At 73.3% G+C, this 18366-nt stretch carries 22 protein-coding genes and 1 pseudogene; 17 read left to right on the forward strand and 6 right to left on the reverse strand.

The genetic code is table 11. The features are described from left to right. Positions 1-49 precede the first annotated feature (49 nt). From IE239_RS23585 to IE239_RS23625, 9 genes are read left to right on the forward strand one after another with little or no spacing between them, the layout of a single operon-like run. On the forward strand, positions 50-481 hold the full coding sequence (locus IE239_RS23585; RefSeq protein ID WP_190151363.1) for a gas vesicle structural protein GvpA: 432 nt from the start codon (positions 50-52) through the stop codon (positions 479-481). Beyond that, entirely contained in the window at positions 478-1233 is a 756-nt protein-coding gene (locus tag IE239_RS23590; protein WP_190151364.1) for a GvpL/GvpF family gas vesicle protein, read from the forward strand. The genes IE239_RS23585 and IE239_RS23590 overlap by 4 nt, the downstream gene beginning before the upstream one ends. 7 nt (positions 1234-1240) lie before the next feature. After that, positions 1241-1504, forward strand: coding sequence for a gas vesicle protein GvpG (locus tag IE239_RS23595; protein ID WP_190151365.1), 264 nt, complete (start codon positions 1241-1243; stop codon positions 1502-1504). Continuing rightward, positions 1501-2202 (forward strand): DNA primase, encoded by a 702-nt coding sequence (locus tag IE239_RS23600; protein WP_190151366.1) that lies wholly within the window; start codon positions 1501-1503, stop codon positions 2200-2202. Before IE239_RS23595 ends, IE239_RS23600 begins: the two co-directional genes overlap by 4 nt. Next, on the forward strand, positions 2199-3371 hold the full coding sequence (locus IE239_RS23605) for an SRPBCC family protein (protein WP_190151367.1): 1173 nt from the start codon (positions 2199-2201) through the stop codon (positions 3369-3371). Before IE239_RS23600 ends, IE239_RS23605 begins: the two co-directional genes overlap by 4 nt. Then, positions 3368-3739, forward strand: a complete 372-nt coding sequence (locus IE239_RS23610) for a gas vesicle protein (protein WP_190151368.1) — start codon at positions 3368-3370, stop codon at positions 3737-3739. Before IE239_RS23605 ends, IE239_RS23610 begins: the two co-directional genes overlap by 4 nt. Next, positions 3736-4560: a GvpL/GvpF family gas vesicle protein gene (locus IE239_RS23615; RefSeq protein ID WP_190151369.1), complete on the forward strand. Its 825-nt coding sequence runs from the start codon at positions 3736-3738 to the stop codon at positions 4558-4560. Before IE239_RS23610 ends, IE239_RS23615 begins: the two co-directional genes overlap by 4 nt. Then, entirely contained in the window at positions 4557-4745 is a 189-nt protein-coding gene (locus IE239_RS23620; protein WP_054241593.1) for a gas vesicle protein, read from the forward strand. Before IE239_RS23615 ends, IE239_RS23620 begins: the two co-directional genes overlap by 4 nt. After that, a complete protein-coding gene (locus IE239_RS23625; RefSeq protein ID WP_190151370.1) occupies positions 4742-5026 on the forward strand; it encodes a gas vesicle protein K in 285 nt (94 codons plus the stop codon). The genes IE239_RS23620 and IE239_RS23625 overlap by 4 nt, the downstream gene beginning before the upstream one ends. A 73-nt stretch (positions 5027-5099) precedes the next feature. On the opposite strand, the gene IE239_RS23630 is transcribed toward IE239_RS23625, so the two are convergent. Continuing rightward, entirely contained in the window at positions 5100-5921 is an 822-nt protein-coding gene (locus IE239_RS23630; protein WP_190151371.1) for a class I SAM-dependent methyltransferase, read from the reverse strand. Positions 5922-6194: 273 nt separating this feature from the next. On the opposite strand from IE239_RS23630, the gene IE239_RS23635 reads away from it, so the two are divergent. The 3 genes from IE239_RS23635 to IE239_RS23645 all read left to right on the forward strand — a co-directional run bounded on the left by IE239_RS23635 (position 6195) and on the right by IE239_RS23645 (position 9097). Beyond that, positions 6195-6854, forward strand: a complete 660-nt coding sequence (locus tag IE239_RS23635) for a histidine phosphatase family protein (RefSeq protein WP_190151372.1) — start codon at positions 6195-6197, stop codon at positions 6852-6854. A 79-nt stretch (positions 6855-6933) separates the two neighbouring features. Beyond that, positions 6934-8553 carry an ABC-F family ATP-binding cassette domain-containing protein gene (locus tag IE239_RS23640; protein WP_190151373.1) on the forward strand — a complete coding sequence of 540 codons (1620 nt, stop codon included), beginning with the start codon at positions 6934-6936 and terminating at the stop codon, positions 8551-8553. A 241-nt stretch (positions 8554-8794) separates the two neighbouring features. Further along, positions 8795-9097 (forward strand): DUF6158 family protein, encoded by a 303-nt coding sequence (locus IE239_RS23645; protein ID WP_229878262.1) that lies wholly within the window; start codon positions 8795-8797, stop codon positions 9095-9097. Between the two features lie 75 nt (positions 9098-9172). Here IE239_RS23645 and IE239_RS23650 read toward each other — a convergent pair whose 3' ends face one another. The 3 genes from IE239_RS23650 to IE239_RS23660 form a co-directional block, all read right to left on the reverse strand. Next, entirely contained in the window at positions 9173-9715 is a 543-nt protein-coding gene (locus IE239_RS23650; RefSeq protein ID WP_190151374.1) for a type 1 glutamine amidotransferase domain-containing protein, read from the reverse strand. 147 nt (positions 9716-9862) lie between these two features. Next, a complete protein-coding gene (locus IE239_RS23655) occupies positions 9863-10240 on the reverse strand; it encodes a DUF2795 domain-containing protein (protein ID WP_190151375.1) in 378 nt (125 codons plus the stop codon). A gap of 138 nt (positions 10241-10378) precedes the next feature. Beyond that, positions 10379-12208 carry a thiamine pyrophosphate-dependent enzyme gene (locus IE239_RS23660; RefSeq protein ID WP_190151376.1) on the reverse strand — a complete coding sequence of 610 codons (1830 nt, stop codon included), beginning with the start codon at positions 12206-12208 and terminating at the stop codon, positions 10379-10381. Between the two features lie 31 nt (positions 12209-12239). On the opposite strand from IE239_RS23660, the pseudogene IE239_RS43005 reads away from it, so the two are divergent. From IE239_RS43005 to IE239_RS23680, 4 genes and pseudogenes are all read left to right on the forward strand, one after another. Continuing rightward, a pseudogene (locus tag IE239_RS43005) lies at positions 12240-12509 on the forward strand (sigma-70 family RNA polymerase sigma factor); the annotation flags it as partial. A 248-nt stretch (positions 12510-12757) separates the two neighbouring features. Continuing rightward, complete coding sequence (locus IE239_RS23670; protein WP_190151377.1) at positions 12758-13564, forward strand: hypothetical protein; 807 nt, start codon at positions 12758-12760, stop codon at positions 13562-13564. Positions 13565-13817: 253 nt separating this feature from the next. Continuing rightward, positions 13818-15083 carry an aminotransferase class I/II-fold pyridoxal phosphate-dependent enzyme gene (locus IE239_RS23675; protein WP_190151378.1) on the forward strand — a complete coding sequence of 422 codons (1266 nt, stop codon included), beginning with the start codon at positions 13818-13820 and terminating at the stop codon, positions 15081-15083. Continuing rightward, entirely contained in the window at positions 15080-16198 is a 1119-nt protein-coding gene (locus IE239_RS23680; protein ID WP_190151379.1) for an MBL fold metallo-hydrolase, read from the forward strand. Before IE239_RS23675 ends, IE239_RS23680 begins: the two co-directional genes overlap by 4 nt. Before the next feature lie 162 nt (positions 16199-16360). Here the strand turns inward: IE239_RS23680 and IE239_RS23685 are convergent, their stop codons facing one another. Both IE239_RS23685 and IE239_RS23690 read right to left on the reverse strand, forming a co-directional pair. Then, positions 16361-16966 carry a DedA family protein gene (locus tag IE239_RS23685; protein ID WP_190151409.1) on the reverse strand — a complete coding sequence of 202 codons (606 nt, stop codon included), beginning with the start codon at positions 16964-16966 and terminating at the stop codon, positions 16361-16363. 20 nt (positions 16967-16986) lie between these two features. After that, positions 16987-17760 carry an MBL fold metallo-hydrolase gene (locus IE239_RS23690; RefSeq protein WP_190151380.1) on the reverse strand — a complete coding sequence of 258 codons (774 nt, stop codon included), beginning with the start codon at positions 17758-17760 and terminating at the stop codon, positions 16987-16989. 84 nt (positions 17761-17844) lie between these two features. Here IE239_RS23690 and IE239_RS23695 point away from each other — a divergent pair, with 84 nt between their 5' ends. Continuing rightward, positions 17845-18255, forward strand: a complete 411-nt coding sequence (locus IE239_RS23695; RefSeq protein ID WP_190151381.1) for a hypothetical protein — start codon at positions 17845-17847, stop codon at positions 18253-18255. The last annotated feature ends 111 nt before the right edge of the window (positions 18256-18366 follow it).

Consider the following 18366-nt stretch of genomic DNA (forward strand, 5'->3'; position numbering starts at 1 on the left):
ATCGATCCCGAAGCAAGATCAATTCCCGAAGCAAGGAGGTGCGGGCGGCATGACCGTAGTCCCGGCACAGCAGTCCGGTGGCGGAGGCGGCTCGAGCGGTCTCTACGACGTTCTGGAGCTCGTCCTCGACAGGGGGCTCGTGATCGACGCGTTCGTGCGGGTCTCCCTGGTCGGTATCGAGATCCTCAAGATCGACGTGCGTGTCGTCGTGGCCAGCGTCGACACCTATCTGCGCTTCGCCGAGGCGTGCAACAGGCTGGACCTGGAGTCCGGCCCCAACAAGAGCCCGGGGCTGCCCGAGATCGTCGGCGAGGTCACCGAGTCCGGCGCGCGCGGCAAGTCCAAGGGCGCCCTCTCCGGAGCTGCCGAGACGATATCCGACGCGTTCAAGCAGGCGCGCGACGACGGTTCCGCGGAGCGCGAGTCCCGGCCGCGCGCCCGCAAGACCGCGGCTTCGCGCCGGAAGGAGGAGCAGGAGTGAGCACCTACGTCTACGGCATCACCGCGGGCTCGCACCCTGCCCTTCCCGAGGGACTGGGCGGAGTCGGCGACCCTCCCATGCCCGTGCGGGTGCTGAAGGAAGGCGACCTGGCGGCCGTCGTGAGCGACGCGCCGGAAGGGCTGCGCCCCAAGCGCCGTGAGCTCCTCGCGCACCAGAACGTGCTCGCCGAGGCGGGGTCCGGCGGCTGCGTGCTGCCCATGCGGTTCGGCAGTGTCGCCCCCGAGGACAGCGCCGTGACCGGCGTGCTGGCCGAGCGTGCCGAGCACTACCAGGAGCGGTTGAGGGCCCTCGACGGCAAGGTCGAGTACAACGTCAAGGCGACGCACATCGAAGAGGCCGTGCTGCACCACGTCATGGCCGGCAGCCCCGAGCTGCGCGCGCTCGCCGAGGCCAACCGGAAGACGGGTGGCGGCAGTTACGAGCAGAAGCTGCAGCTCGGCGAGATGGTCGCCGCCGCCGTCAAGGCCCAGGAGGCCGAGGACGCGGGCGTCGTCCAGCATGCCCTGGAGCCGCTCGCGGCGGCCGTCGGCCTGGGCCCGGAGTCCACGGGCTGGCTGGCCAACGTGTCGTTCCTGGTCGACCGGGATGCGGCCGCCCGCTTCGCGGAGGCGGTGGATGAGCTGCGTCAGGCTCATCCGCACCTCGACGTGCGCCTCAACGGGCCGCTTCCGCCCTACAGCTTCGTCGAGCCCGGACCGTCCGAGCCCGCGGAGACGATCACCGGAGAGTAGGTGTGTCGTGGGACTGCTCGGAGAGGTGTTCCTGCTGCCGTTGGCTCCGGTCCGAGGCAGTGGATGGGTGATCCGGCAGGTGCTCAGTGAGGCCGAACGGATCTACTACGACCCCTCCACGATCCGGGCCGAACTCTCCCGGCTCGAGCAGCAGTTGGAAGCGGGAGAGATCACGGAGGAGGAGTTCGACCGACAGGAGGACGAACTTCTGGACCGACTGGAGACCAGCGCACGCGGCACGACGCAATCGGACGACGGGACGGCAAGATGAACCGAATGGGACTGGGCCTCGCGGTCGGGGCCGGATATCTCCTCGGCCGGACCAGGAAACTGAAGTTGGCGGTGGCCGTCGGATCGCTGGTGGCCGGCAAGCGGCTCAACCTGACGCCGAAGGGCATCGCCGATCTGGTCTCCCAGCAACTGCGGGACAATCCGCAGTTCAAGGAGATCGGGGACCAGCTGCGCCAGGACCTGCGCGGGGTCGGCAAGGCCGCCTCCGGCGCCATGGTCGAGCGGCAGATCGACGCGCTCGCGGACCGGCTGCACGGCCGCACCGCCGAGGTGCGCGACCAGCTCGCCGGCGCCGTGCCCGGCAAGGGCGGCGAGCAGGGCGACGCGGACGACGAGCAGGAGGCGGACGAGGAGTACGAGGAGCCTCAGGACGCCGAAGACGAGGCCGAGGACGCCGAGGAGGAGCCCGAGGACGAGTACGAGGACGAGGACGAGGAAGAGGGCGAGGAGGAGCCCGAGGACGAGGAGCCGCCGAGGAAGCCGGCGGCGAAGAAGGCGGCCAAGGCGGCCAAGAAGGCGCCTGCCAAGAAGGCCCCCGCGAGGAAGGCGCCCGCCAGGAAGGCTCCGGCCCGCAGGACGGCCGCGAAGAAGACCGCGTCGGCCCAGAAGACGGCCGCGAAGACGGCGTCGAGGCCCGCCTCCGGCGCCCGGCGCTCGAAGGGAGGCGGTGACCGATGACCGACACCCTCGGATCCGCGAAGTCCGCCGCAGGAAAGGCGGACGGGAGCAACCCCCTCTCCGGCCTGGCCCAGAGCGAGGCCGCCGACCGGCTCAAGGGCGAGGTGCAGGAGTACCTCGCCGCCCAGGCCACACGGCTGCTCACCGGCGTGGGCAACAAGCTCGGCGAGACCACGAACAAACTCAACGACATCGCCGAGGGCAACAGCCCGGGGTTCGCCAAACTCGCCCTGGACGGCGGCAAGAAGATCGCCGAGGGCAAGGGACCGCTGCGCTCCGCACTGGAGCTCGGCGCCTCGCGCGCCAAGGACAAGGTGACCGGCGCCCTGAAGAACCTCGGCGGCGGCAAGGGCGGCAAGGGCAAGAAGAGCGCGGGCAACAAGCCGACCGTGATCATAGAGACGATCGACGTCGGCGTGCCGGTGCGCACCGCCTACGACCAGTGGACGCAGTACAAGGAGTTCAGCACCTTCGCCAAGGGCGTCAAGAGCGCGAACCGCGCCGACGACACCACCAGCGACTGGCAGGCGAAGATCTTCTGGTCCAGCCGCAGCTGGAAGGGCAAGACCACCGAACAGGTGCCGGACGACCGGATCGCCTGGTCGTCGGAGGGCGCCAAGGGCACCACGAAGGGCGTCGTCTCCTTCCACGAGCTGGCCGAGAACCTCACCCGTGTCGTGCTGGTCATCGAGTACTACCCCTCGGGCCTGTTCGAGAAGACCGGCAACATCTGGCGCGCCCAGGGCCGCCGTGTCCGCCTCGACCTGAAGAACTTCGCCCGCTTCATCACCATCAAGGGTGAGGCGCAGGACAGCTGGCGCGGTGAGATCCGCGACGGCGAGGTCGTCCGCTCCCACGACGACGCGGTCGCCGAGGAGGAGGAGAACCAGGAGTCCGAGGAGACCGAGGAGAACGGCGAGCCCGAGGAGGACGGCGAGGCGCGGGATGCCGCGGACGGCGGCCCGGGGGACGATGAGGAGTACGAGGCCGAGGACGAGGGCCCGGACGCCGAGGACACGGAGGAAGAGGAGCCCGAGGGCGAGTACGAGGAGGAAGAAGAGGAGGGTGAGCCGCAGGACGCCGAGGACGAGTACGAGGAGACCGAAGACGAGTACGAGGAGGAGCCCGAGGACGAGCCCGAGCCCGCGAAGGGCAGGAGTCGCCGATGAGCATGTCGAGCAGGATGCCGGAGCCGTACGGCCAGGGCGGCGGCGCCAACCTCGCCGACATCCTGGAACGCGTTCTCGACAAGGGCATCGTGATCGCGGGCGACATCCGGATCAACCTGCTCGACATCGAACTGCTCACCATCAAGCTCCGCCTCATCGTCGCCTCCGTCGACAAGGCGAAGGAGATGGGCATCGACTGGTGGGAGACCGACCCGGCGCTGTCCTCAGGCGCCCGTCGCGACGAACTCGCGCGTGAGAACGCCGAGTTGCGCGAACGGCTGGCACGGCTGGAGGAACTGGAGCTGGGCCGCGCCCCGGAGGACGTCCGGGAGGAGCGCTCTCGTGACGTCAGGAAGGAGTCGCCGTGACGGGACTGCGGTACGTCTACGCCGTATGCCGGCCCTTCGGCGCGCCTCTGCAGACGGCCCTGAAGGGCGTGGCGGGCGATCCGCCCCGGCTGCTCAGCCATCACGGACTGATCGCGGTCGTCAGCCACGTCCCGGAGGGGGACTTCGCCGAAGCGCCCCTGCGCCGGCATCTGGAGGACCTCGACTGGCTGACCGAGACCGCCCGGGCCCACCAGCAGGTGATCGACGCGCTGACGGCCGTCACCACCCCGCTGCCGCTGCGCCTCGCCACGGTGTTCCGTGACGACAGCGGCGTCCGCGTGATGATGGAGGAGCGCGAGGCGGACTTCCTGCGCACGCTGGACCGGCTGGAGGGCCGGGTCGAGTGGGGCGTGAAGGTCTATCTCGAGCGCGAGCCCGCCGCCCCTGCCGAAACGGCGAAGCCGGCCTCGGGCCGGGACTACCTGCGTCAGCGGCGTATGCAGAGCAGCGCGCGCGAGGACAGCCGGCAGCGGGCGGAGCGGTTCGCCGCTCGGCTGCACGCCACACTCTCCGCGCACGCCGACGGCGCCCGGCTGCACGCGCCGCAGAACTCCGCTCTGTCCAAGGCGCCCGGACAGAACGTGCTGAACGCCGCCTATCTGGTGCCGCGCACGCAATCCGAGGAATTCGTGGAACTCGTGGACCGCACGAAGGGCGAGGAGCCCGGGATGCGCATCGAACTCACCGGTCCCTGGGCCGCCTATTCCTTCGTGGAGGAGGCCGCGGATCCCTCGTCGGCCGGGGACTCCTCGCCGTCGGCGCCGTCGGCGGGCGCCGACGTCGGTGAGGGGGCCTCATGACCGTCGTGGAGCGCCGGGAGGTCGCCCTCGTGGACCTGCTCGACCGGCTGCTCGCCGGGGGAGTGGTCATCACGGGCGACATCACGCTGCGCATCGCGGACGTCGACCTCGTCCGCATCGACCTGAACGCCCTGATCAGCTCGGTGAACGAGCAGGTGCCGTCGCCCTGGGGGGAGTCACCGTGACGGACCGGCGCAACCACATCGACCTGGAGCCCGACACCGTCGAGCGCGACCTGGTCAAACTCGTCCTTACGGTCGTGGAGCTGCTGCGCCAGCTGATGGAACGGCAGGCGCTGCGCCGCTTCGACCAGGGCGATCTGAGCGAGGAGCAGGAGGAGCGCATCGGGCTCACCCTGATGCTGCTGGACGACCGCATGACCGAGCTGCGCGAGCGGTACGGCCTGCGGCCGGAGGACCTCAATCTGGACCTCGGGCCGCTCGGGCCGCTGCTTCCCCGGGAGTGAGCCCGTCCGGCCGACGCCGACGCCGACGCCGACACCGCTCCCGCTCCCGTTCAGGGGGCGGGGACGGCGAGGGTCAGGCGGCCTTCCGGCACAGGATCTCTCCGTGCAGGACGGCGAACCAGCCGTCCTCCTGCCGCCCCCACTCCCGCCAGGCGGCCGACACCGCGCGCAGCTGCTCCGCCGTGGCGTGTCCGCCGTCGGTGGCGAGCCGCGCGGACGCCGACGCCAGGGTGCGGTCCGCCCACAGGCCGCTCCACCAGGCCCGCTCCTCGGGCGTGCTGAAGGTCCAGGTCGATGACGTGGCCGTGATGTCGGTGAGCCCGGCCGCCAGCGCCCACGACTTCAGCCGCCGCCCGGCGTCCGGCTCGCCGCCGCCCGCGCGGGCGACCCGCCGGTACAGGTCCAGCCAGTCGTCCATGCCGGCGGCGGCGGGGTGCCAGGTCATGGCCGCGTAGTCCGAGTCGCGGACCGCGACGTACCCGCCGGGCCTGGTCACCCGCAGCATCTCCCGCAGCGCCTGTACGGGATCTCCCACGTGCTGCAGGACCTGATGGGCGTGGACGACGCAGAACGTGTCGTCGGGGTGGTCCAGGGCGTGCACGTCCGCGACCGCGAAGTCGACGTTGGTCAGCCCCCGCCCGTGGGCCGTGGCGCGGGCCTGCTCCAGGATGCCGGGCGCGTGGTCGACGCCGGTGACATGCCCGTCGGGCACCAGGGCGGCCAGGTCGGCGGTGATGGTGCCGGGGCCGCAGCCGATGTCCAGGATCTTCATGTGGGGCTTCAGCGAGCCGAGCAGATAGGCCGCGGAGTTGGCGGCGGTCCGCCAGGTGTGCGAACGCAGCACGGACTCGTGGTGTCCGTGCGTGTAGACGGCGGTCTCCCGGGCTTTCGGCATGGCTGCTCCCCTTCTCGACGGGCCGGGTCCGGCCCGGCCCCCGCTGACGCCACGCTACGCCGAGGATCGCATGATGAGACAGATCGTTCTGGAATATGGACTGATGGACCGTCAGTACTGGTCTCTCGTGCCGGTCGGGGTCTTCCGCGCTTCCGCGCGGGCGGTGCGATCCGGCCGCGCGACGCCGGGGCCGGCATCCGCGCTCGGAGCCGCGGGTACGCTGCAGGGGCCGTTTCCGGCGCGGAGACGGTCTCGACACCGGAGGGTCCCCGCATGCGACTGCTGCTCGTCCGTCACGGCCAGACCCCCGCCAACGTGGAGTACCTGCTCGACACCGCCGTCCCCGGCCCGGGCCTCACCGAACTCGGCGCACGACAGGCCGCCGCCCTGCCCGAGGCCCTGGCCGACGAGGACGTCGAGGCCCTCTACGCCTCCACCCTCGTGCGCACCCAGTACACGGCCGCCCCGCTGGCCGCCGCCCGCGGCCTCGACGTCGTCGTCCGCGACGGACTCCGGGAGATCTCCGCCGGTGACCTGGAGGCGCTGCGCGGCGACGCGGAGCACGGCGAGCTGTACCTGCGCACGGCGTTCGCCTGGGCGGCGGGCGAGGCGGATCTGCGCATGCCGGGCGGGGAGAGCGGAGCCGAGTTCCTCGCGCGCTACGACGCCGTGGTCGCCGAGGTCGCCGCGAGCGGTGCGGGGACCGTCGTCCTGGTCAGCCACGGCGCCGCGATCCGCACCTGGGCGGCGGCCCGTGCGCACAACGTCGACGTCTCCTTCGCCGCGGAGCACCGCCTCGCCAACACCGGCGTCGTCGTCCTGGAGGGCTCGCCCACGGACGGCTGGAAGGCCCTGTCCTGGGCCGGGGCCGCGGTCGGGCCCGCCGGGGAGGGCGGACCGGCCGGGCGGCCCGTGGAGGGCGTTCGCGGCTGACCGGCGGGGCCGCGCCCTTCCCGGCCTGCGCCGATAACGGTTTGCCGCGGGCGGTGGGCGGCCCGCACAATGCGTCCTCATGGGACATCTGGAAGCCGCGCACCTCGAGTACTACCTCCCCGACGGGAGGGCGCTGCTGGGCGACGTCTCCTTCCGGGTGGGCGAGGGGGCCGTCGTGGCCCTGGTCGGCCCGAACGGCGCCGGCAAGACCACTTTGCTGCGGCTGATCTCCAGCGAGCTGAAACCGCACGGCGGGACCGTCACGGTGAGCGGCGGCCTGGGCGTGATGCGCCAGTTCGTCGGCTCGGTACGGGACGAGACGACCGTCCGCGACCTGCTGGTGTCCGTCGCGTCGCCCCGCATCCGCGAGGTCGCGCAGGCCGTCGACAAGGCCGAGCACGCGATCATGACCGTCGACGACGAGGCCGCCCAGCTGGGCTACGCGCAGGCCCTCTCCGACTGGGCGGAGGTACGCGGCTACGAGGCCGAGACGCTGTGGGACATGTGCACCACGGCCGCCCTGGGCGTCCCCTACGACAAGGCCCAGTTCCGCCTCGTGCGCACCCTGTCCGGCGGTGAGCAGAAGCGCCTCGTGCTGGAGGCGCTGCTGCGCGGCCACGACGAGGTGCTCCTCCTCGACGAGCCCGACAACTACCTGGACGTGCCCGGCAAGCGCTGGCTGGAGGAACGGCTGAAGGAGACCCGCAAGACGGTCCTGTTCGTCTCCCACGACCGTGAACTCCTCTCCCGCGCCGCCGAGAAGATCGTCTCCGTCGAGCCCGGCCCGGCCGGCGCCGACGCCTGGGTGCACGGTGGAGGCTTCGCCACCTACCACGAGGCACGGCGCGAACGCTTCGCCCGCTTCGAGGAGTTGCGCCGCCGCTGGGACGAGAAGCACGCCCAGCTGAAGAAGCTCGTCCTGAGCCTGCGTCAGGCGGCCTCCATCAGCCACGAGTTGGCCTCTCGTTACCAGGCCGCCCAGACCAGGCTGCGCAAGTTCGAGGAGGTCGGACCGCCGCCCGAGCCGCCCCGCGAGCAGGACATCACGATGCGTCTCAAGGGCGGCCGCACCGGCGTACGGGCCGTCACCTGCAAGGGACTCGAACTCACCGGCCTGATGAAGCCGTTCGACCTGGAGGTCTTCTACGGCGAGCGCGTCGCCGTCCTGGGCTCCAACGGCTCCGGCAAGTCCCACTTCCTGCGTCTGCTGGCAGGCGAGCCCGTGGAGCACACCGGGGAGTGGAAGCTCGGCGCGCGCGTGGTCCCCGGCCACTTCGCCCAGACCCACGCCCACCCCGAGCTGCTGGGCCGCACCCTGCTGGACATCCTGTGGAGCGAACACTCCCAGGACCGGGGCGCGGCCATGTCCCGGCTGCGCCGCTACGAGCTGACCCAGCAGGCGGAACAGACCTTCGACCGGCTCTCCGGCGGCCAGCAGGCCCGTTTCCAGATCCTGCTGCTCGAACTCCAGGGCGTCACGGCGCTGCTCCTCGACGAGCCCACCGACAACCTCGACCTGGAGTCGGCCGAAGCGCTGCAGGAGGGCCTGGAGGCCTTCGACGGGACGGTCCTGGCCGTCACCCATGACCGCTGGTTCGCCCGCTCCTTCGACCGCTACCTGGTCTTCGGCAGTGACGGCCGGGTCCGCGAGACCTCGGAGCCGGTCTGGGACGAGCGGCGTGTGGAGCGCGCCAGGTGACGGGCCCGGCGCCCCGCCGACGCGGCGGCGCGCCCGGAGCCGTCCGCCGGTTCCTCCCGGCACACGGAGGCCCGGGGGCCGGAATGTTCGTACAGTGGATGCAGGAACGGATGCAGAAGAGCGAGACGGATGGCTCCCTCCCCGAGCCTGCCCGGGGGCAGTGCCGGCAGTGATTCCCGGGCGCGGCGGCCACCCGAACCGTAGGAACCGTAGGGACGACCACGACGAGCGGGGCACCACCATGACCGGAGTCGACCCGGACCGGCTGGACGACCAGCAGCTGATGCGAGAGCTCGAGACGATCCACCGTACGCGCCACGACACTCTGCTGTACGGCTCGAACGACGCGTTGCGCGCCCACAACGACCGCATGGCCCGGCTGGAGGGCGAGTATCTGCGCCGCAACCCGAGCCGCTTCGTCTCTCCGGGCCGCACCCGCGAAGGGGCCCGGGAGCGCACCGCCGGTGCGGCCGGGCGCGGCCCGGCCGACGCTCCGGTCGGCAAGTGGGGACCGGGGACGACGGCCGGCCCCGGCGGAGCCTGACGGGCTCACCTGGTCCGGGACGCGCGGGCGCTCCGGACGCCGCCGGTCCGTCAGCCCGGCCGGTCCGGTCGCCCGTCAGTCGCCTTCCGCGGCGAACACGCGCAGGTACGCCTCGCAGAACGCCGCCAGGTCGTCCGGCTTGCGGCTGGTGACGAGCTTGGCGGGACCGTGGTCGCAGATCTGCACCTGCTCGTCGACCCAGTCGCCGCCCGCGTTGCGGACGTCCGTCCGCAGGCTCGGCCACGAGGTCAGCACCCGGCCCCGGACGACGTCGGCCTCGATCAGGATCCACGGGGCGTGGCAGATCGCGGCGACCGGGCGGCCCTGCTCGAAGAACGCCCTGACGAACGCGACCGCCTTGTCGTCGGTGCGCAGGAAGTCGGGGTTGGCGACTCCGCCCGGCAGGACCAGCCCGCCGAAGGAGTCGGCGGAGACCTCGCCCACCACCTCGTCCACCATGAACGTGTCGGCCTTGTCGAGGTGGTCGAAGGCCTGGACCTTGCCCGGGCCGGTCGACACCAGTACGGGTTCGTGACCCGCGTCCACGGCGGCCTGCCAGGGCTCGGTGAGCTCGACCTGCTCGACGCCTTCCGGTGCCGTCAGAAACGCGATGCGCATGAGGGTTCGATGTCCTTTCCGTGTCATCAGGGATGGCCGCGACAGGCCCTTACCGGCCACGGCGGCGACCAGGGAGGCCCGGCCCGCCGTGCCGGTCGGCTCCCGTGCCGGTCGGCCGCTGTGCCCGTCGGCCGTCGTGCCCCCCGGTCAGCCGGTGCCGACCAGCGCCTCGGCCAGTTGCTGCACATTGGCGTAGCGGTCCTTGTGCGGCAGTTCCTGTACCGCCTCCACGAGCGCGTCCGGCGCGTTCTCGCGGCGCAGGCCCACGGCCAGCGCGCCCGGTCCGGCGGGGAACGGGCTCCGTCCCAGGATCCGGGCGAGTTCCAGCCGAACCGCCTCCAGCGACGCCCGGGGGGTACCCGGCACCACCGGGCCGCCCCATACCTGGGGGTCGTCCTCGGCGGAGGGCTCCGGGTCGTGCCACTCCTCGGTGCGGGTGGGGTGTCCGGACCTCAGCAGGCCCTGCAGTTCGTGCTTCATCTCGTCGTCCCGGTGCACGCTCAGCCGGTCACTGCCTCGCTGCATGTCTCGCCCTCCAGATCTTCGGGTGGCCACCGCGTACCCGAGGAGGACAGGCCGACACGGATTCGACGCCGGGCTCTTCGAAAAACACCTTGACCTGCAATGACGACCCTGCGGAGCGAGCCGGCCGAGCCGGTGGGCCTATCCGGTCTCCGGGCCCGGCAGGAACTCCTGCAACTTCGCCTTGAAGGCGTGCCGGACCACGGCGCCCGCGTCGGGCCCGCCCTTCAGGACGGCCGCGGCCGCGGCCCCCAGCTGCTCCCAGGTGGCGTGCGCGGGGACCGGCGGCACGGACGGGTCGGTGAGGAACTCCACGACCGCCGGGCCGTCCGCCGCCAGGGCGGTGCGCCAGCCCGACTCCACCTCCTCGGGCGTCTCCACCCGCACCCCGGTCAGCCCCAGGGAGCGGGCGAACGCCGCGTACGGCACGTCCGGCACGTCCGGCGACCGCCGCGACGGGGCGAGGGACGGGCCGTCCTCCGCGGCCCGCGGGCGCCCGCCGCCCTGGTCGGCGCCGCGGTCGTTCCACACCGCGACGACCAGTCGCGGGTCCTGCCACAGGTCCTTGTAGCTCGCCGCGGTGATCAGCTCCGTGAGTCCGTCCAGCCGCATCGCCCCGTCGCCCGCCAGCGCGATCACCGGCCGGTCCGGGTGGGCGAACTTCGCGCCGATCGCATACGGCACGGCGCAGCCCGTCGCCGCCAGGCCGCCGGAGAGGACTCCGCGCATGCCGGGCCGCATCGTCAGATGGCGGGCGTACCAGGCAGTCACGGAGCCGGAGTCGCAGGTGACGATCGAGTCCGGCGGCAGCAACGCATCCAGCACGTGGGCCACCAGCTCCGGGTTGACCGGGTCGGCCGACAGCCGCGACCGGCGGTCCAGCACCTCGTCCCAGCGCCGTACGTTGGCGCAAACGGTTTCGAACCACTCGCGGCCGCGTTCCTCACCCCTTGTCAACGGGATCAGCCGATCCAGCGTCGCCCGCACGTCCGCGACGAGCTCCACCTCGTACGGACGGCCCGTCGCGGTCAGGTCCGGTTCGACGCCGATCCGGACACTCCGCGCACGGCCCGGCTCCGGCAGGAACCCCGGGTCCGAGAACGAGGATCCGATCGCCAACAGGGTGTCGCAGTCGCGCATCAGCTCGTACGACGGGCGGGTGCCCAGCGGGCCGACCGTGCCGGTGACGTACGGGAGTTGGTCGCCGACGACGTCCTTGCCGAGCAGCTCCTCGGCCACACCCGCGCCGAGCAGCTCGGCGATCCGCCGTACCTCGGCGCTCGCGCCGGCAGCACCTCGACCGACGAGGATCGCCACCTTGTCACCGGAGTTGAGGATCTCCGCGGCCCGCTCCAGCGACTCCCCGGACGGGGCCGCCGGTCCCATGCCCCGGCCGGGACCGGCCGGCACCGCTCCGAAGCCGGCCGGGTACTGCGGCCACTCCGGCCGCTCCGGGGCCTCCGGGCAGTGGAGTTCCTGGACGTCCTCGGGGACGACGAGCACGACCGGGCAGCGGCGGGCGTACGCGGTGCGCAGCGCCCGGTCCAGGACGTCCGGCAGTTCCTGAGGAGACGTCACTGTCTCGAGGAACTCCGAGGCGACGTCCCGGAACAGCGCATACGGGTCCGTCTCCGGCCGCCGCGGGCCGTCCCTTCCCGTCCGTCGCAGACCGACGATCGCCAGAACCGGGACGCGGTCCAGTTTCGCGTCGTACAGGCCGCCGAGGAGATGGATCGCGTCCGGTCCCGCCGCCGCCGCGCACACCCCCGGGCGTCCGCCGACCCTGGCGTGGCCCACCGCCTGGAACGCGGACGTCCGGGCGTGCGGAGACCGCACGAGACGCGGCGCCTCCTCGCTGTCCCCGCAGGCGGTCAGCAGTGCGTCGACGCCGTCGCCGGGGCAGCCGAAGACGTGATCCACACCCCAGGCGTGCAGACGTCTCAGAATGTGTTCGCAGACCGTGGCGGTCATGAACGGGACCTCCCTGACAGGGGGAAGAGCGGAAGCGCGGGAGCCGGCGGTGCACGGCACGGGTGACCCCGCGGGCCGTCCGGAAACCTGGGCGGTGTTCGGGGGCGACCGGGAGGCCGTCCGGCCCCGGCTCGCCGCGCTGCCCGAGCGAGAGCGGACGATCTTGTACATGAGGTGCTTCGGGGACATGACGCAGTGCCGGATCGCCGAGCAGCTGGGCATCTCGCAGATGCATGTGTCCCGGCTGATCAACCGGTGCTGCAACCGGTTGCGGAAACAGATCCTGAACGACGCGGTGTAGCAGGACGCCTCGCGGGACTGCAGGTCGGACACCCGGCGCCCAGCCCGGCGGCGGACGTCAGACGGGGGACGTCAGACGGGGAGGTCAGACGGTGGACGCCCGACGGCGACAACGGCTTGTGTCACCCGCATGGGGGTGCCTGTCGCGCCAATGGCGGTCGGCCGCGCGCGGTCCGGGCACCCTCGGGCTGTGATGGCTGTGGGGCGGCGACGCCCCACCCCGCAGCCACCGGCCGAAGGAGCCGCCCCATGGGTCGCACCGCCCACTTCCTCTCCGCCCTGGCCGTGGCCGGCGCCGTCCTGGTCGCCGTCGGTCCGGCCGCCTCCGCGGACCCGGCGGCGCAGGTCAGCCCGGGCAGCGTCGCCCCCGGCGGCAGCGTCAGCGTGTCCGTCTCCTGCGGTCCTCTCGCCGCCCCCGCTCCCGAGAGTCTCGAAGCCACCTCGCCGGCCTTCGCCGAGGGCACGGTCAAGCTGAGCAAGGTCCCCGGCGACGAAGCGCAGGACGGGACCGCCTACCGCGGCACCGCCCGGATCGCGCCCGCCGCCGACCTGGAGGCGGAGCCCGGCGCGGCGGGAGCGGACGCGGCGGGAACTGATGCGGCCGGGGCGGACGCGGCCGGGGTGGACACGGTGGGGGCGGACGCCGCGTGGACCGTCGACGGCACCTGCCCGGCCGAGCCCGGCGCCCAGGGCAAGCCCTGGAGCGCGGCCCTGAAGGTCGCACACGACCGGACGCAGCCCTGCGTGACGCCGACCGCCGACGCGTCCTGCGGCACCGGCCGGCCGTGCCCGCAGGCCCCGGGCGCCTCCCAGCCGCACTCCGACGCCTGCCCCACCACCCGGCCGTGCGCCCGGCCCGAGCCGCAGCAGCACGGCACCGCGTCCGAGGAGGCCTCCTGCGCCCCGGCGACCGTCGACCACGGCGTACGGGCCGGCGAAGGCGGCGCCTTCACCGACTCCGTGCCCGCGCTGGTCGCGGGCGGACTGCTGATCGCCGGAGCGCTCGGCGCCGCCGTGCACCGACTTCGCCGCCGGGCTCCCGCGGGCGACGCCTGACCGCGGCGGACGGGTTTCCCGGCCCGCGATGTGACCGGGGCAACGCCGGCGGGCGGTGATGGGGCCCGGCCCCACGGGGTACTCAGCCCCCAGGGGCACGATCCGCCTCGTACGAGGATCCGGCCCCCTGCGAACGCCGAGTCCCGTACGGGACGTCACGCACCACGCACCACGCGACCCGCGTGCCGTCCCGCGGCCGGGACGGCACAGGGCGTCGAGGACGGCACCACGGACGGACTGCGCGGAGGACGCGATGCGACGGACGGAACCGGAGGACCACGGCCCCGTCCAGGACCACGGCCCCGTCCGCTACGGCCCGCCGCCTCCCACGGACGGACTGCCGGTGCTGCCCGAACTGGTCTCGGTGCTGGCCCGGGCGGCCGGCCGCGCCGAGGGCGAGCCGGTCGGCGGCGGCCCCGCCCTGCTCGACGCCGCGCGCGGCTACTGGTCCCGGCGAGGCGCCCCCGCCGAGCCGGGCCGGACCGTGGCCGGCCCCGGCGGACCCGCTCTGTTGCTCGCGCTGACCGCCGCCCTCGGCGGCGACGTCCTGGTGCCCCGGCCCTGTGCGGCCTGGTGGGCGCCCTACGCACGTCTGCTGGGACGGCCCGTGTTCCATGTGGCCACGCCCGCGGAGTGCGGCGGCGTCCCGGATCCCTACACCCTGCTGGAGACCGTGCGGCGGGTGCGCGCCGAGGGCGGCGACCCGCGACTGCTGGTGCTGTCCGTGGCCGACGACCCCACCGCCACCGTCGCGCCGCCCGAGGTGCTGCACGAAGCCGTGGAGGCCGCCGCGGGCGAGGGTCTGCACCTGGTCAGTGACGAGACCTGGCGCGACACGCTGCACGCCCCGCAGGAGACCGTCCTCGTCAGCCCGGCCGAGATGCTGCCCGAACGGGTCACCGTCGTCAGCGACCTCGCCGGTTCGCTGCTGCCGGCGGGCTGGCCGGCTGCGATCGCCCGGTTCCCCGGGTCCGCGGACGGCGATGGCCTGCACGCGCGCGTGCTCGACGTGCTCACCGCCCTCGACGCGCGCGTGGCCGCCCCCGTGGCGGCCGCAGCCGCCTACGCCCTGGGCGAGCCGGAACCCGTCACCGCGCGCGTGGCCGCCGCAGTACGGCTGCACGCGCGCGTGGCGGACGCGCTGCACGCCGCCGTGGTCGCCGCGGGCGGCCTGGCCCGGCCGCCCAGGGCCGGCCGTCACCTGTACGCCGACCTGGGACCGCTGCGCGAGGCGCTGTCCGCGCACGGGGTCGGCGACGCCCAGGAACTGGAGGACTTCCTCTCCGCCCGGCTCGGCATGCCCGCGCCCGGCGGTCACCGCTTCGGGGACGACCTCGGGGCACTGCGGGTCCGGCTGTCCACCGGGATGCTCCTGGACGGGACGGACGAGCAGCGCACGGAATGTCTCACTTCACCCACACCGTTGGAACTGCCGCACGTGCAAAGCGCGTTGATGCTCTTGAGGTCCGTCTTCGACGATCTCCGCGACGACGCTCAGCGATGGGAGCCTCCTCGATGACGCAGCAGTCCGAGACCCCCGCCCACACGGTCGCCGCCCCGGAGGAGGACGCCCCGGCAGCCCTGCCCCCGCTGTCGCCCTCCTCTCCGCCCCCCTCCTCTCCGTTCTCCCCGTCGTCCCCGTCCCCGTCCTCGCCGTCCCCGCTCGCGCCGCCCGCCGGGCCCCGCCCGCTGGGGGAGCGGCGGGTGTGGCCGCGCAGCTTCCACGACCGGCTGACGTCACCGCTGCCCGGCCTCAGGGCCCTCGCCCGGTTCGCCCGCGAGGGCGCGGTGCGGCCCGGCAAGGAAGGACTCGCCGACATCCCCCGGCTGCCCGTCGCACCCGCGTCGGCGCCCCGCGTGGACGCCCGCACGATCGCCGTCACCTGGGCGGGACACGCCAGCTGGGTGGTGGGCATCGGCGGCCTCACCGTCCTGACCGACCCGGTCTGGTCCCGCCGCATCCTCGGCACCCCGGCCCGCATCACTCCGGTCGGCGTCCCCTGGGAGGAGCTGCCGCGGATCGACGCCGTCGTCATCAGCCACAACCACTACGACCACCTGGACGCCCCCACGCTGCGCCGACTCCCGCGCGACACACCGGTGTTCGTGCCGGGCGGTCTCGGCCGCTGGTTCCTGCGGCGCCGGTTCACGCGCGTCACCGAGCTGGACTGGTGGGAGGCCGCCGAACTGTCCGGCGTGCGCTTCGACTTCGTGCCCGCGCACCACTGGTCCAAGCGGACCCTCGTCGACACCTGTCGCACCCTGTGGGGCGGCTGGATGCTCACCGCCCCCGACGGACAGCGCGTCTACTTCGCCGGTGACACCGGTTACGGGCACTGGTTCTCGCGCATCGGGCGGCGCTATCCGGACATCGACCTGGCGCTGCTGCCGATCGGCGCCTACGACCCGCGCTGGTGGCTCAGCGACGTCCACTGCGACCCGGAGGAAGCGGTCCGCGCCGCCCTCGACCTCGGCGCCCGGCGTATGGCCCCGATGCACTGGGGCACGTTCGTGCTGTCCGCGGAGCCGGTCCTCGAACCCCTCACACGCGTGCGTGCGGCGTGGGAGAAAGCGGGGCTGGAACGCGACGACCTGTGGGATCTGCCGGTCGGCGGCTCACGGGTCCTGGAATGACCCGACTCGGTGCCTGCCCGCCCGTCTGCCGGCCGCGCCTGCCCGCCGGCCGCGCCGGACACGACGTCCGCACCGCCGCGCGATCTCGTGTCGCCGACGCGAAGTGATGGGCCCCGGAACGCCGCACCGGCCCGGCGCGACGTCATGCCGCCCGGCGCGACCTCAGACGGTCCGGCTGCGTCGGAACCGACGCCACAGGCTCGGGGCGGCGCTGACCGCCACGGTCAGCGCGACCGCGGCGACCACGCCCTCCCAGGGCTCGGGGAACAGCGAGCCGCCCAGGATGCCGATCAGCTGGTAGGTGACCGCCCACGCCAGACACGCGGGCAGGTTGCCCCGCACGAAGCGGCGCAGCGGCCACTTCGCCATCAGACAGGCCAGCATCACCGGTATCCGGCCCGCCGGCACCAGGCGGGACAGCACCAGGACGGCCACGTCGTGGTCGGCGAGCTTCTCCTGGGCCTGCGCAAGCCGCTCCTCGGGCGCACGCGCGCGGATCGCCTCCAGCCAGCGCGAGCCGTTCTTCGACCGCATCCCGCGCCGCCCCAGCCAGTACAGCGTCGCGTCCCCGCAGAACGCCGCCAGCGACGCCGTCACGAACACCAGCGCCAGGGAGAACGGCTCCTCCTGGTGGAAGGCGACCACGGCCGCCGTGCTCACCAGGGCCCCCGTCGGCACCACCGGCACCAGCGCCCCGATGAGCACCAGCAGGAACAGGGACGGAATTCCGAGCGCCTGCTGCGTGGCAGGCGTCGGTATGACGGTCATGACCGCGGCGGCCGGCACGGTCACCGGTCGGCCTTCAGACGCACGCTCTCGCCGTGCCCGAGCCGGTGCACCGCCACCCCCGGCGCACGCTCCGCCGCAAGGCGCACGAACTCCTCGCCGGGAGCATGGAATTCATGGGGGCGCACGGCGTCCATGCCGATCGGCCAGTACGTCCCGTAGTGCACGGGCACGGCGCTGCCCGGCGCCAGCCGGCGCAGAGCCTCGGCCGCGCGCCCCGCGTCCAGGTGCCCCTCGCCGAGATACGGACCCCAGCCGCCCACCGGCAACAACGCCGCGTCGACCGGACCGACTTCCTCGGCCATCGAGTCGAACAGGCCGGTGTCCCCGGCGAAATACGTGCGGGCCAGGCCCTCGATCACATAACCGAGGGCGGGGGCGCGGTGCCGGCCGACCGGCAGCCGTCGCCCGTCGTGCCGCGCGGGCACGGCCCGTAGCAGCAGGTCGCCGACGGTCGTCTCGTCGCCCGGCGCCATTTCGCTCAGCCGCAGATGGCGCAGCCGGCGCAGCCCCGGCACGGCGCGCGGAGCGCCCTGAGGCACCAGCAGGCGCGTGCCCGGCGCAAGGCGCGCCAGGGACGGCACGTGCAGATGGTCGGCGTGCAGGTGGGAGACGAGCGCCACGTCCGCCTGCCAGGCCTCGGGCGGGGGAGCGGCGCCCCGTCGGCGGCGCAGATGCGCGAGCCGGCGGGCGAACAGGGGGTCGGTGAGCACACGCACGTCCGAATCCTCGACCGTGCAGGTGGCGTGACCCCACCACGTGATCTCCACCGGCACCCCTTTGCCTCCTTCGCGCGACTCCCCCGAAGCCTACGGGCAGGAGTAGGGTCGGCGGCGAAACCCGGAGGTGAGGGGGACGCCATGGGACCGTTGCGGGTCATGCGGGTCACGGCGATCGCGAGTCTGACGCCGCTCGAGGAACTGGACGAGGATCCCTTCCTGGTGGACTCCCGCAGTCAGCACGCGATGTGCGCGCGATGGGCGGCGGAGCGCGGATACGTCGTGGGCCGGGAGCTGCTGGTGCGCGGAGTGCGCGCCGACCACTGTGTGCTGTGGGACGGCGTCCGGCCCGGGGCCGACCTGTTCGTCGCGCCGAGCCGCCGGGTGCTGGAGAGCGCGCTGTCGTCCGTCGAGGAGTTCTCCGCGGAGTGCGCGCGGCGCGGGGTGCGGGTGGAGACGGTCGGCAGCGCCGAGCCCGCCTACGACGCCCAGATGAAGGCCAGGGTGCACCGCAGGCTGTCCATGCCGACGGCCGGCTACGACGGACGGTAGCCGGGGTGGCCGGGGTGGCTAGGGCGGCCGGGGAGTGCCTGGAACCGTGATGTGACAGGGTGGAAGACGGCCTCCGCGGGCGTCGGGGCCGGAACGCGAGGTGGACGGGGC

The organism is Streptomyces humidus (assembly GCF_014649655.1).
Classification (GTDB): domain Bacteria; phylum Actinomycetota; class Actinomycetes; order Streptomycetales; family Streptomycetaceae; genus Streptomyces; species Streptomyces humidus.